The 12977-nt window shown below is 63.1% G+C and carries 9 protein-coding genes; 4 read left to right on the top strand and 5 right to left on the bottom strand.

All coding sequences use genetic code 11. From position 1 onward, the window contains the following. The first annotated feature begins 3 nt into the window (after nucleotides 1-3). Genes cobN through AB7M33_RS22230 form a run of 3 tightly spaced genes read left to right on the top strand, consistent with a single transcriptional unit; the run spans nucleotide 4 to nucleotide 5445 of the window. On the top strand, nucleotides 4-3765 hold the full coding sequence (gene cobN / locus AB7M33_RS22220; protein WP_454243631.1) for a cobaltochelatase subunit CobN: 3762 nt from the start codon (nucleotides 4-6) through the stop codon (nucleotides 3763-3765). A 1-nt stretch (nucleotide 3766) separates the two neighbouring features. After that, nucleotides 3767-4777 (top strand): ATP-binding protein, encoded by a 1011-nt coding sequence (locus AB7M33_RS22225; RefSeq protein WP_265968150.1) that lies wholly within the window; start codon nucleotides 3767-3769, stop codon nucleotides 4775-4777. Between the two features lie 53 nt (nucleotides 4778-4830). Further along, on the top strand, nucleotides 4831-5445 hold the full coding sequence (locus AB7M33_RS22230) for a vWA domain-containing protein (protein WP_225935652.1): 615 nt from the start codon (nucleotides 4831-4833) through the stop codon (nucleotides 5443-5445). 129 nt (nucleotides 5446-5574) lie between these two features. On the opposite strand, the gene AB7M33_RS22235 is transcribed toward AB7M33_RS22230, so the two are convergent. After that, on the bottom strand, nucleotides 5575-5841 hold the full coding sequence (locus tag AB7M33_RS22235) for a hypothetical protein (RefSeq protein WP_013972506.1): 267 nt from the start codon (nucleotides 5839-5841) through the stop codon (nucleotides 5575-5577). Nucleotides 5842-6183: 342 nt separating this feature from the next. Here AB7M33_RS22235 and AB7M33_RS22240 point away from each other — a divergent pair, with 342 nt between their 5' ends. After that, on the top strand, nucleotides 6184-7506 hold the full coding sequence (locus AB7M33_RS22240) for a sigma-54 dependent transcriptional regulator (protein WP_027594830.1): 1323 nt from the start codon (nucleotides 6184-6186) through the stop codon (nucleotides 7504-7506). A 189-nt stretch (nucleotides 7507-7695) separates the two neighbouring features. On the opposite strand, the gene AB7M33_RS22245 is transcribed toward AB7M33_RS22240, so the two are convergent. From AB7M33_RS22245 to AB7M33_RS22260, 4 genes are all read right to left on the bottom strand, one after another. Beyond that, a complete protein-coding gene (locus AB7M33_RS22245; RefSeq protein ID WP_027594831.1) occupies nucleotides 7696-9696 on the bottom strand; it encodes a peptidase U32 family protein in 2001 nt (666 codons plus the stop codon). Nucleotides 9697-9936: 240 nt separating this feature from the next. Further along, nucleotides 9937-10317 carry a RidA family protein gene (locus tag AB7M33_RS22250; protein ID WP_265969594.1) on the bottom strand — a complete coding sequence of 127 codons (381 nt, stop codon included), beginning with the start codon at nucleotides 10315-10317 and terminating at the stop codon, nucleotides 9937-9939. 144 nt (nucleotides 10318-10461) lie between these two features. Beyond that, nucleotides 10462-11706, bottom strand: coding sequence for a saccharopine dehydrogenase family protein (locus AB7M33_RS22255; protein WP_027594833.1), 1245 nt, complete (start codon nucleotides 11704-11706; stop codon nucleotides 10462-10464). A gap of 31 nt (nucleotides 11707-11737) precedes the next feature. Continuing rightward, nucleotides 11738-12835, bottom strand: coding sequence for a carboxynorspermidine decarboxylase (locus tag AB7M33_RS22260; protein WP_027594834.1), 1098 nt, complete (start codon nucleotides 12833-12835; stop codon nucleotides 11738-11740). Nucleotides 12836-12977 lie beyond the last annotated feature (142 nt).

Raw genomic sequence — 12977 nt, forward strand, 5'->3', positions numbered from 1 at the left:
CCCATGCACCTGCTGCGGACCCAGCCCGGCGGCTTCGTGCCGGATGACAGCATTGCCGACCTCGGCCAGACACCCGCCGAACTGGTGATCCTCTGCAGCGGCGATTCACACCTGGCATTGCTCGCCGATACCGCCGAGCAATTGCCCGAGGACTACCCCAGCCTGCGCCTGGCCAACCCGATGCAGGTGCAGAACCACGCCTCGGTCGACCTGTATGTCGACGAGGTGCTGCGCCATGCCAAGGTCATTTTGGTGTCGTTGCACGGGGGCGTTGGCTACTGGCGCTATGGCGTCGAGCAACTGGTCGCCCTGGCGGCCCGCGGCGTGCAGTTGATCCTGGTGCCGGGCGATGACCGCCCGGACCCTGAGCTGACCGGCCTGGGCACCGTGACCGGCGATCAGGCCGAACGCCTCTGGCACTACCTGCGCCAGGGCGGCAAGGCCAACGCCCTCAACCTGTTCAACTGCCTGGCCAACCAATGGCTGGGCCGTGACTATGGCTGGGACGAGCCGCAGCCACTGCCACGCACCTCGGTGTATCACCCGGCCAAAGGCAGTGCACTGCTTGAGGACTGGTACGCGCAGTGGCACCCGGAGCATCCGGTGGCACCGTTGCTGTTCTACCGGTCACACCTGCAAGCGGCCAACACCGCGTTCATCGACGTCTTTTGCGAGCGTTTGCTGGCGGCGGGGCTCAACCCCTTGCCGATTGCCGTGGCCAGCCTCAAGGAAAGCGCCTGCTTCGAACAGGTCGAAGCCTGGCTGGATGAAGTCGGCGCCGAGGTCTTGATCAACACCACGGGGTTTGCCTTGTCCAGCCCCGAACGTCCCAACCTGCGCCCGTTCCGCCGCGACATCCCGGTGTTGCAGGCCATTTGCGCGCAGGACAACCAACCCGCATGGGAAGCCAGCGAGCAGGGCCTGGGCGCGCGTGACCTGGCCATGCACATCGTTTTGCCGGAGCTGGACGGGCGGATCATCACTCGCCCGGTCAGTTTCAAGGACATGGCCTGGCGCAGTGAGCGCAGCCAGTCCGACGTAGTCTGTTACCGCGCCCACCCCGAGCGCATGGATTTTGTCGCCGAGCTCGCTCGGCGCTGGGTAGAGCTGGCCCGGTTAGCCAATGGCCAGAAGCGCGTAGCGCTGGTGCTGGCCAACTACCCGACCCGTGACGGCCGGATCGGCAACGGGGTAGGGCTGGATACGCCGGCAGCGGCCTTGAATATCCTCAAGGCACTGCAGGCCGAAGGGTATCCGTTGGCGGGCCTGCCAGGCACTGGCACGCAGTTGATCCAGCAGTTGCTGGGCGGCGTGACCAATGACCTCGATCACCTGGACCAACGCCCGTGCGCGCAGAGCCTGAGCCTGGATGACTACCAGGCAGCCTTTTCCCGCCTGCCTGAAGTCAACCGCCAGGCAGTGCTGGAGCGCTGGGGGCCGCCGGAGCAAGACCCGATGTACCGCAGTGGCCGCTTGATGGTTGCGGGCTTGCGCTATGGCCTGACCTTCGTCGGCATCCAGCCGGCGCGGGGCTATCAGGTCGATCAAAGCGCGGTGTATCACGACCCTGACCTGGTGCCGCCACACGCGTACTTGGCGTTTCACTTCTGGCTGCGCCATGCCTTTGCCGCCGACGCGGTGATCCATGTCGGCAAGCACGGCAACCTGGAGTGGCTGCCTGGCAAGGGGGTAGGGTTGTCTGCGCAATGCTGGCCTGACGCGCTGCTGGGCCCGCTGCCGAACATCTACCCGTTCATCGTCAACGACCCGGGTGAAGGCGCCCAGGCCAAGCGCCGAACCCAGGCGGTGATCATCGACCACCTGATGCCGCCGCTGACCCGGGCCGAAACCTATGGCCCGCTGCGTCACCTGGAACAACTGGCGGACGAATTCTACGAGGCGCAGCTGCTCGACCCGCGGCGTGCCCGCGAGCTGCAACGCGACATTCTTGAGCTGGTCAAGGCCAACCACATCGACCGGGAGCTGCAACTGGAAGGGCAGCTGGACGATGCCGCTGTGTGGCTGCCGCGTCTGGACACCTACCTGTGTGACCTCAAAGAATCGCAGATTCGCGATGGCTTGCACGTGTTTGGCCAGTCGCCCGAGGGTCGGCTGCGTTTGGACACCCTGTTGGCCTTGCTGCGTGTGGAGCGGGGTGACGGCCGGGGTGGCAATGCCAGCCTGTTGCGTGCACTGGCCAAGGCGCTGGTGCCGGGCTTCGACCCGCTCGATTGCGACCTTGGGCAGCCGTGGCAGGGGCTGCGGCCTGGGCCTTTGCAGGCGATCAGCGACGCGCCATGGCGCACCTGTGGCGATACCCGCGAGCGCTTAGAGCTGCTGGCCTTGCAGGTGATAGAGCAGGCGCTTGGCGGCACGCTGGTACTGCCCGGCTTGAGCGAGTGGCAACCGGTACGTGATGTAGTGCAAGCATTGTGTGACGTGGTGGCGCCGAGCCTGGATGCTTGTGGTGCGGCCGAGATCAACGGCCTGCTGGCGGCCCTGGCCGGCCGTTTCGTGCCGGCCGGCCCGAGTGGCGCGCCAAGCCGCGGTCGCCTGGATGTACTGCCGACCGGGCGCAACTTCTATACCGTGGATGTACGCAACCTGCCTACCACCACGGCCTGGCGCCTGGGTTTTGCCTCGGCGAGCCTGATTCTCGAGCGCCATTTACAAGACCATGGCGACCACCTGCGCCAGTTGGGCCTGTCGGTATGGGGTACTGCGACCATGCGCACCGGCGGCGACGATATCGCCCAGGCCATGGCCCTGATGGGGGTACGCCCGGTGTGGGCTACCGGTAGCCAGCGGGTCGACGATTTCGAAATCTTGCCGCTGAGCCTGCTCGACCGCCCGCGGGTGGACGTAACCTTGCGGGTGTCGGGGTTCTTCCGCGACGCGTTCGGCAACTTGATCCGCCTGTTCGATGCTGCAGTTCAGGCGGTGGCGGCGCTGGATGAGCCTGATGACCTCAACCCGCTGGCAGCGCGCGTGCGCAGCGAGCGTGAAGCTCTGCAGGCGCAGGGCGTGGAAGCCGAGCAAGCGGCGCGCCAGGCGGGCTGGCGGGTATTCGGGGCCAAGCCCGGTGCCTACGGTGCTGGGGTGCAGAATGCGATCGACGGCCGCTTGTGGCACAGCCGTGACGACTTGGCTGAGGTCTACCTCAACCATGGCGGCTACGCCTATGGCGGCAGTGATGAAGGCACCCCGGCCCGTGAGCAGTTCGCCCGCCGCCTGGGGCAGGTCCAGGCGGTCCTGCAGAACCAGGATAACCACGAGCATGACCTGCTCGATTCCAACGACTACTACCAGTTCCAGGGTGGCATGCTGGCCGCCTCGGAAACTTTGTCTGGCGTGTCGGTGGCCAGCTACCACGGCGACCACAGCCAGGTCGATCGGCCGCGCATCCGTACCCTCAAGGAGGAGCTCAACCGGGTCATTCGTGCCCGTGCGCTCAACCCCAAGTGGATCGACGGGGTAAAGCGCCATGGCTATAAGGGTGCCTTCGAAATGGCAGCAACGGTCGACAACCTGTTCGCCTTCGATGCCACCACGCACCTGATCGACGACCATCATTATCAGTCGCTGGCCGATGCCTACGTGCTCGACCCGGCGACCCGCGATTTCATGCGCGAGCACAACCCCGAGGCGCTGCGCGACCTCACCGAACGCCTGCTGGAGGCCCAGCAACGCGGCCTGTGGGAGGCGCCCGGCGATTACCGCGAAGCCCTTGAGGCGCAACTGCTCGACGGCGAGGAACAGGCTTGAAATGAGTGAACCCGTACAATTTCCGCTGGCCGCCGTGGTCGGTGCCGACGCGCTGAAACTGGCCCTGTGCCTGACCGCCATCGACCCGAAGATCGGTGGCGTGCTGATTGAAGGCCCGCGCGGTATGGCCAAGAGTACTTTGGCCCGTGGCCTCGCCGACCTGCTCGGCGAAGGGCCGTTCGTCACGCTGCCGTTGGGCGCCAGTGAAGAGCGCCTGGTCGGCACCCTCGACCTGGACGCTGCGTTGGGGCAGGGCAAGGCCCAGTTTTCACCCGGTGTGCTGGCCCAGGCCGATGGCGGCGTGCTGTACGTGGATGAGGTCAACCTGTTGCCCGATACCCTCGTCGACCTGTTGCTCGACGTGGCCGCCAGCGGCACCAACCGCATCGAACGTGATGGCATCTCGCACCGGCACAGCGCGCGTTTTGTGCTGATTGGCACCATGAACCCGGAAGAGGGCGAGTTGCGACCGCAGCTGCTTGACCGTTTTGGCTTGAATGTGGCCCTCGAAGGCTTGCCGGAGCCCCAGGCGCGCCAGCAGATCATCCGCCGCCGCCTGGCGTTCGACAGCGACCCCCAGGCCTTCTGCGCGCAATGGGCAACTGCCCAGGCGCAACTGCGCCAGCGCTGCCAGCAGGCGCGCCACGACCTCGCCCAGATTGCCCTGGACGACCAGGCCCTGGCCTGGATCACCGAGCGCTGCTACGCCGCCGGGGTCGATGGCCTGCGGGCGGACCTGGTCTGGCTGCGCGCAGCACGCGCGCACTGTGCCTGGCGCGGCGGCGAGGCCATTGATGAAGCCGATGTCGAGGCGGTGGCCGAGTTCGCTTTGCGCCATCGTCGCCGTGTATCGCCCCAGCAGCCGCCGCCTTCGACACCGCCTCAGACGGGCCAGCAGAGCGCAAGCAGCCAGGGCAGCCAAGGCGGGCAGGGTGACTGGGGCGCGCTGCCACCACAGCCAGTGACCAGTGGTGCGCGCCGTGAGGTGCCGAACTGGGCAAAAAAGCCCTGAGCATCCGCCAGCCAAAGGCCCAAGGGACGGATGCCAGGCCACGTGCAGGGCAGTTGAAAGGTGCCAGCCGTGGCCGTGTACACAGCACCACTTCGGGCCGAGTAGCCTGGCTGCCGACTTTGCTCAAGGGGCGGCCACGGCTGCGTGAAGACCTCTGCTGGCAACAGCGCAAGGCTCAGCCTGGCGAACTGTGGCTGGTGATCGTCGACGCCTCGGCCTCAACCCGCCGCCACCAGGCGCTGGCGCAGACCAAAGGTTTGCTGGCGGCGTTGTTCGACCAGGCATACCGTCAGCGGGCGCGGTTGGCCCTGCTGACAGCGAGCGGGCAGACGCCGCAGTGGCAGCGACACGGCCTCAAGGCCTCGGCGGCCTTGCAGCCCTGGTTGCAAGCACTGGGGGCAGGAGGTGGTACACCGTTGATCGCTGCGTTGGAGCAAGCGCGGCAGTGGCTGCAGGCGCGGCAGCAGGCTCACCCTCATGAAGCTGTGCGCTGCCTGGTATTTACCGACGGTCGGCTGCAGCACTCGGATAACGTGCAACCGATGGGCTGTGCCACGCTACTGGTCGACATGGAGCTGGCGCCCGTTCGTCTGGGCCGTGCGCAACAATTGGCTGCGCAACTGCAGGCCGATTATCAGCACCTGGAACACTTCAAGGTCGTGGATTGAATAACAGTGCGGCGTGATACTGCGACACAATGTCGCAATAAGGTGTCGCAATAAGAAAAGTTGCAGCGGCAGCAACTGAGAAGTTGCACAAGTGCGTGGCAGGGCACGCACTTGGAGGGGCAATCGCAATTACTTCGGCATCGACCACGGTTGCAGGTCATAACCTTTTTCGCACAGCTCGGCGCGCACTTCCTCGATCAGGCTGGCCCATTGCGCAGGGTCGGAATAAATGCGCGAGGACACTTGCTTGCTGCCGATGCGGGTGCTGGTCCGGTCGATCACTGCCAGGCTCAATTCACCAGTACCATTGGGCGCATCCCAGGCTACGCACTGGAAAGGTTCGAAGGCGTGGTCGGCAATCAGCAGTGCTTCGTTGACACGGAGCGGGGCATTCATGGTTCGGTCTCTCTATGGTCCCAAACATCGAAGTGAAGTCCGCGTTGCTTTAAATTCGCCTCAATCATCGCGATATGCAGCGCGGGGTTATGTGTACTGATGCTCGTTGTCCGGGGGCAAGTCACACATTGGGTGTAAAAATTTGTTTCAAGGTTGAATCCGTTCTTGCCTGCGCCGCCATGGGATGTCGATAAAGTGCGAAAATTCCCGTCAGGGTTTGTAAAAAAATGATTCGGCAGACAGACGGTACTGGGCACCGTCAAGTTCGTTGCTACTGTTAATTGGGCGCCACAACTTGCTGTTTTACTTCACAAAACCAAACTCTGGCGCCAAGGAACGGTCATGCAGCAACCCGCTTCCCAACGCCGTTTGCTCATCGTCGACCCCTGCGACGACTGCCACCGTTTATTGCCAGGCCTGCGCAGTGCCGGCTGGGATGTGGACAGTTGTATGCTCGGCGCTGCCCTGGACCACGCCTGTGATGTCGGCCTGCTGCGGCTGCAGGCGTCGCACCTGCGCCATCCCGACGCGGTCAAGGACATGATCAAGCGCAGCAATACCGAGTGGATCGCCGTGCTCAGCGCCGAGCAGTTGCGCATGCAGAACGTCGGTGATTTTGTCTGCGAGTGGTTTTTCGACTTCCATACCTTGCCGTTCGACGTTTCCCGCGTTCAGGTTACCCTCGGGCGTGCCTTCGGCATGGCGCGGCTGCGTGGCAAGGGTGCGGTGCGGGTGGACGACTCGGTTCACGAGTTGCTGGGTGAGAGCCGGCCGATCCGCGAGTTGCGCAAACTGTTGGGGAAACTGGCGCCCACCGAGTCGCCGGTTTTGATCCGTGGCGAGAGTGGCACAGGCAAGGAGCTGGTGGCGCGCACCCTGCATCGGCAGTCGCAGCGGCACGATCAGCCGTTCATCGCGATCAACTGCGGGGCGATACCCGAGCACCTGATCCAGTCCGAGCTGTTTGGGCACGAGAAGGGTGCCTTTACCGGTGCGCATCAGCGCAAGGCCGGGCGAATAGAGGCGGCGCATGGCGGTACCTTGTTCCTGGACGAGGTGGGTGACTTGCCGTTGGAACTGCAAGCCAACCTGCTACGGTTTCTGCAGGAAAAACACATTGAACGGGTCGGTGGCAGCCAGCCTATCCCCGTGGATGTGCGGGTGTTGGCGGCGACCCACGTGGACCTTGAAAAAGCCATCGAACAGGGCCGCTTTCGCGAGGACCTGTATTACCGGCTGAATGTGTTGCAGGTGGTGACGGCGCCACTGCGAGACAGGCATGGTGACCTGTCGATGCTGGCCAGCCATTTTGCCCATTTCTACAGCCTGGAAACCGGGCGCAGGCCGCGCTCGTTCAGTGACCATGCGTTGGCGGCCATGGGCCGGCATGACTGGCCGGGCAATGTGCGTGAGCTCGCCAACCGAGTGCGGCGCGGGCTGGTGTTGGCCGAGGGGCGGCAGATCGAGGCGCAGGACCTGGGCTTGCAGATCGAGCAAGAGCAGCAGCCGCTGGGTACGCTGGAGGAGTACAAGCACCGGGCAGAGCGCCAGGCTTTGTGTGATGTGCTTAACCGGCACAGCGACAACTTGAGCATCGCTGCGAAAGTACTCGGTATTTCGCGGCCGACATTCTATCGGCTGCTGCACAAGCACCAGATTCGTTGACGCCTGCCAGTGTAGGATCAGCCTGGAGCTGCGAAGAGGCCGGTGGCAGCACATAAGATCTTGGATGCTGCCGCCGGCCTCTTCGCAGCGCAAGGCTGCTCCTACAAGGGAGGGCGGTGGCAGCACTTAAGATTTCGGATGCTGCCGCCGGCCTCTTCGCAGCACAAGGCTGCTCCTACAAGGGCGCGATCAATGCGGTGCGCGCGGGATGGTCTTGAGCAGGTCTTCCGGGCTGATATGGCCAACCACCTGGGCCACCGCGCTGCCGGGGGTCGGCAGGTCGATGATGTGGCTTTTCATCTTGCCGACCACATGCATTTCACACGGTTTGCAGTCGAATTTCAGGGTCAACACTTCGTCGCCCTGAATCAGCTGCATCGGCGCCACCTTGGTGCGCACGCCGGTCACGCCCTTGGCCTGCTTGGGGCACAGGTTGAACGAGAAGCGCAGGCAGTGCTTGGTGATCATCACCGGCACTTCGCCGTGCTCTTCATGGGCCTCGTAGGCCGCGTCGATCAGCTGCACGCCGTGACGGTGGTAGAAATCGCGCGCCTTCTGGTTGTAAACGTTGGCCAGGAACGACAGGTGCGACTCCGGGTACACCGGAGGCGGCGTGGTTTCAGCTTTACGGCCGCCGCGCGGATGCGCCTTGACCCGAGCAGCGGTCAGCGCCTCGATGGCTTCACGGCGCAGGGCCTTGAGCTGCGAGTTAGGGATGAAATACGCCTGCGGGGCATCCAGTTCGATGGCGTTGGCGTGGTACTGGGTGGTACCCAGTTGGCCCAACAGGTCGTGCAGTTGGTCCAGCGCCTGTTGCGGCTTGTTGGCCGCGCCGAACGGGCCGTCCAGGGCCACTTGCACGCTGACGCCTTCCTCGCTGCTGACGGTGAGCATCAGCCGCTGCTCGCGCAGCACCGCGTGCCATTCCACACCCACTCGGCGTTCGGCCGACGTGCGCTGCAAGGCCTGTTGCCAGTTGTGGTCGAGGTTGCGGGACAGCGGGTGATTTGGCCGCAGTTTGTACAGGCCGTCAGGCATTTCGTTGGGTTCGACGCGGTAGCGATAGCGCTTCTGGCCGTCTTCCTCGAACTCGCCACGGGGTTCGGCAATGTTGGCGCGGAACCCCACCACCTCGCGCTTGACCAGCACGTTCAGGCCGTCGCCGTTGGTCAGCGGCACGTCAGTGGTGACCAGCATGTCGCGTTTGTTGACCTTTTCCACTACGCCCACCGGCAAGCCGGTGAACGTTGGCGAGTCGAACGCGCCGATGTCGATCTTGCGGTCGCTGACGAAGTAGTCGGTGCTGCCGCGGTGGAAGGTCTTGTCCGGGTCGGGGACGAAGAAGTGCTCGGTGCGGCCGCTTGACGCGCGGGCCAGGTCCGGGCGGTCTTCGAGGATGGCGTCGAGCTCTTTGCGGTAGTGGGCCGTGATGTTCTTCACATAGCCCATGTCCTTGTAGCGGCCCTCGATCTTGAACGAGCGCACGCCAGCGTCGACCAGGTCGCGCAGGTTGGCGGTCTGGTTGTTGTCCTTCATCGACAACAGGTGCTTCTCGAAGGCCACCACGCGGCCCTGGTCATCCTTCAGGGTGTAGGGCAGGCGGCAGGCTTGCGAGCAGTCGCCACGGTTGGCGCTGCGCCCGGTCTGGGCGTGGGAGATGTTGCACTGGCCGGAGAAGGCCACGCACAGCGCACCGTGGATGAAGAACTCGATGGCGGCGTCGGTTTCGGCAGCAATGGCGCGGATCTGCTGCAGGTTCAGCTCACGGGCCAGTACCAGCTGCGAGAAGCCCGCCTGATCGAGGAACTTGGCGCGCTCCAGGGTACGGATGTCGGTCTGGGTGCTGGCGTGCAGCTCGATCGGTGGGATGTCCAGTTCCATCACCCCCAGGTCCTGCACGATCAAGGCGTCGACGCCCGCGTCGTAGAGCTGATGGATCAGCTTGCGCGCCGGCTCCAGCTCGTTGTCGTGGAGGATGGTGTTGATGGTGGTGAACACGCGTGCATGGTAGCGACGGGCGAACTCGACCAGTTCGGCGATTTCGCTGACTTCATTGCAGGCGTTATGGCGCGCGCCGAAGCTCGGGCCGCCGATATAGATGGCATCAGCGCCGTGCAGGATCGCTTCGCGAGCGATGGCCACGTCACGGGCAGGGCTGAGCAGTTCCAGGTGATTCTTTGGAAGGGACATGTCGTTATAGTTTCGGGCGGTCACGGTTTAGGCGGGCATTGTAGCGGTGAAACGGGCTGGTGGCATCCCTACGCTGCCCAGAGGCGGCGCGACCTGGAGATGTAGGAGCGGCCTTGCGTCGCGAAAGGGTCGCGGAGCGGCCCCAGCTGTCTTTGTGACTGCACCGAATTTGGGGCCGCTTCGCAGCCCTTTCGCGACGCAAGGCCGCTCCTACAATAGGGCATGCGTGAGCTGGCGGGATTAGCGTTTGGCAGCCATCGCGGTGACTTCCACGCGCATGCCTTCGACCGCCAGCGAGGCCACGCCAACGGCGGCGCGCACGGGCCATGGCTTGCTGAAGAAGCGCTGGTACACCTCGTTGAACGCTGCACGTTCAGCCATGTCGGTGAGGTAGATGGTCAGGTGCAGCACGCGGTCCATGCTGCTGCCGGCTTTTTCCAGGGCTACTTTCAGCGCCTGCAGGGTGCATTCGCTCTGCGCAACGATGTCGCCCAGCTCGAGGCTGCCATCGGCGCGGGTGGGGATCTGGGTGGAGACCAACACACCGTTGTATTCGGCGACGTCGGATGAAATGGAATCGGCGTCCGGATCGGGGGTGTAGATGATGTCTGTGTTTGCCATGGGCGCGTTTGCCTTGCTACGGAAGGAAAGCGGCAAGCGTACGCGAGCAGGCGGCAGGGGTCGAGTCGTTCGGGCGCTGCCGCAGGTACCACCGGCACATCCCAAAAAAACAGGGCGCCTGATAGGCGCCCTGTTTTATGTTGCTTAGGCTTCAGCGTCCCAAGGACGATCGCCTTTCTCATCTTTGACGCGGGTCGGCAGGCCCATCACGTCCAGCGCCTTGAGGAACGGCTCGGCTGGCAGTTCTTCGACGTTGACCATGCGCTTGGCATCCCACTCGCCACGGGCGACCAGCAGGGCGGCAGCCACTGGCGGTACACCGGCGGTGTAGGAAATACCTTGGCTGTCAGTCTCGGCGAAGGCTTCTTCGTGATCCGCCACGTTGTAGATGAACACTTCGCGCGGCTGGCCGTCCTTGGTGCCCTTGACCAGGTCACCGATGCAGGTCTTGCCGGTGTAGCCCGGGGCCAGGGAGGCTGGGTCTGGCAGCACGGCCTTGACCACTTTCAACGGCACCACTTCCAGGCCTTCGGCGGTCTTGACCGGTTGCTCGGAGAGCAGGCCGAGGTTTTTCAGCACGGTGAACACATTGATGTAGTGCTCGCCGAAGCTCATCCAGAAGCGCACGTTCGGCACGTTGAGGTTCTTCGAAATCGAGTGAACTTCATCGTGGCCGGTCAGGTACAGGTTTTGCGAACCTACTACGGGCAGGTCGTCGGTACGCTTGACCTCGAACATGGTGTTGCTGGTCCACTGGCTGTTCTGCCAGCTCCATACTTGCCCGGTGAACTCGCGGAAGTTGATTTCCGGGTCGAAGTTGGTGGCGAAGTACTTGCCATGCGAACCGGCATTGACGTCGAGGATGTCGATCGAATCAATGCTGTCGAAGTATTGCTGCTGCGCAAGTTTTGCGTAGCTGTTCACCACACCCGGGTCGAAACCGACGCCGAGAATGGCGGTAATGTTCTTTTCTTGGCACTCTTCGAGGTGTTTCCACTCGTAGTTGCCGTACCAGGGCGGCGTCTCGCAGATTTTGCCCGGTTCTTCGTGAATCGCGGTGTCCAGGTAGGCGACACCGGTATCGATGCAGGCACGCAGCACCGACATGTTGAGGAAGGCAGAGCCCACGTTGATCACGATCTGCGATTCGGTCTCGCGGATCAGTGCTTTGGTCGCCTCGACATCGAGGGCGTTGAGCGAGAAGGCCTGGATGTCGGCGGGTACCTTGAGGCTACCCTTGGCCTTGACGCTGTCGATGATGGCCTGGCATTTGGAGATGTTCCGCGACGCAATGGCAATACGACCGAGTTCGTCGTTATGCTGCGCGCACTTGTGGGCCACCACCTTGGCGACACCTCCTGCACCAATGATAAGAACGTTCTTCTTCAATTTATCCCTTGCTCCTTACTGAAAGCCGGTCTTACGACAGGCTGGAAACGTAGTCTTCGAAACCGAACTCGCGCACCACCTCGACACTGCCGTCGAGCTGCTTGACCACGATGGATGGCATTTTCAGACCGTTGAACCAGTTTTTCTTGACCATGGTGTAGCCGGCCGTGTCGATGAACGACAGGCGGTCGCCAATGGCCAACGGACGATCGAATTGGTACTCGCCGAAGATGTCACCGGCCAGGCACGATTTGCCGCAGACCATGTAGGTGTGCTCGCCATCGTTGGGGGCCATCTTGGCGTTGAGGCGGTAGATCAGCAGGTCGAGCAGGTGCGCTTCGATCGAGCTGTCGACCACGGCCAGGTGCTTGCCGTTGTACAGGGTGTCGAGCACGGTCACTTCCAGCGAGGCGCTGTTGGTGATGGCGGCTTCGCCCGGCTCCAGGTACACCTGCACGCCGTAGGTTTCCGAGAAGGCTTTAAGGCGCGCGCAAAACGCATCGACTGCATAGTCTTCACCGGTGAAGTGGATGCCACCACCGAGGCTGACCCACTCGACCTTGTGCAGCAGGTGGCCGAAGCGCTCTTCGATGTGCGTGAGCATCTTGTCGAACAGGCTGAAGTCACCGTTCTCACAGTTGTTGTGGAACATGAAGCCGGAGATCTGCTCGATGACCTTCTCGATCTTCTCCGGGTCCCACTCACCGAGGCGGCTGAACGGGCGTGCCGGGTCGGCGAGCAGGTAGTCGGAGCTGCTGACTTGCGGGTTGACGCGCAGGCCGCGAACCTTGCCTTCGGACTGTTCGGCGAAGCGTTGCAGCTGGCCGATCGAGTTGAAGATGATCTTGTCGCAGTTCTCGAGCATTTCCTCGACTTCGTCGTCGGCCCAGGCAACGCTGTAGGCGTGGGTTTCGCCTGCGAATTTCTGGCGGCCGAGCTTGAGCTCGAACAGCGACGAAGAGGTGGTGCCGTCCATGTATTGCTGCATCAGGTCGAACACCGACCAGGTCGCGAAACATTTGAGGGCGAGCAGCGCCTTGGCACCGGACTTCTCGCGCACATACGCGATCTTCTCCATGTTGCCCAGCAGCTTGGTTTTATCGATGAGGTAGTACGGCGTCTTGATCATTTAAAGGCCCCCGGCAAGGCCGGCCAAAAAAAGGACACGCATTGTGCCTTCACTCGCTACAGATCGAAAGGGCGAGATGCGCTTTTCGTCAGGCTCGCTGGAATTTTCCCAGGTGCTTGAGGCTCATTAGAACAGGCCTGTG

Source organism: Pseudomonas sp. Y3 TE3536 (genome assembly GCF_053629175.1).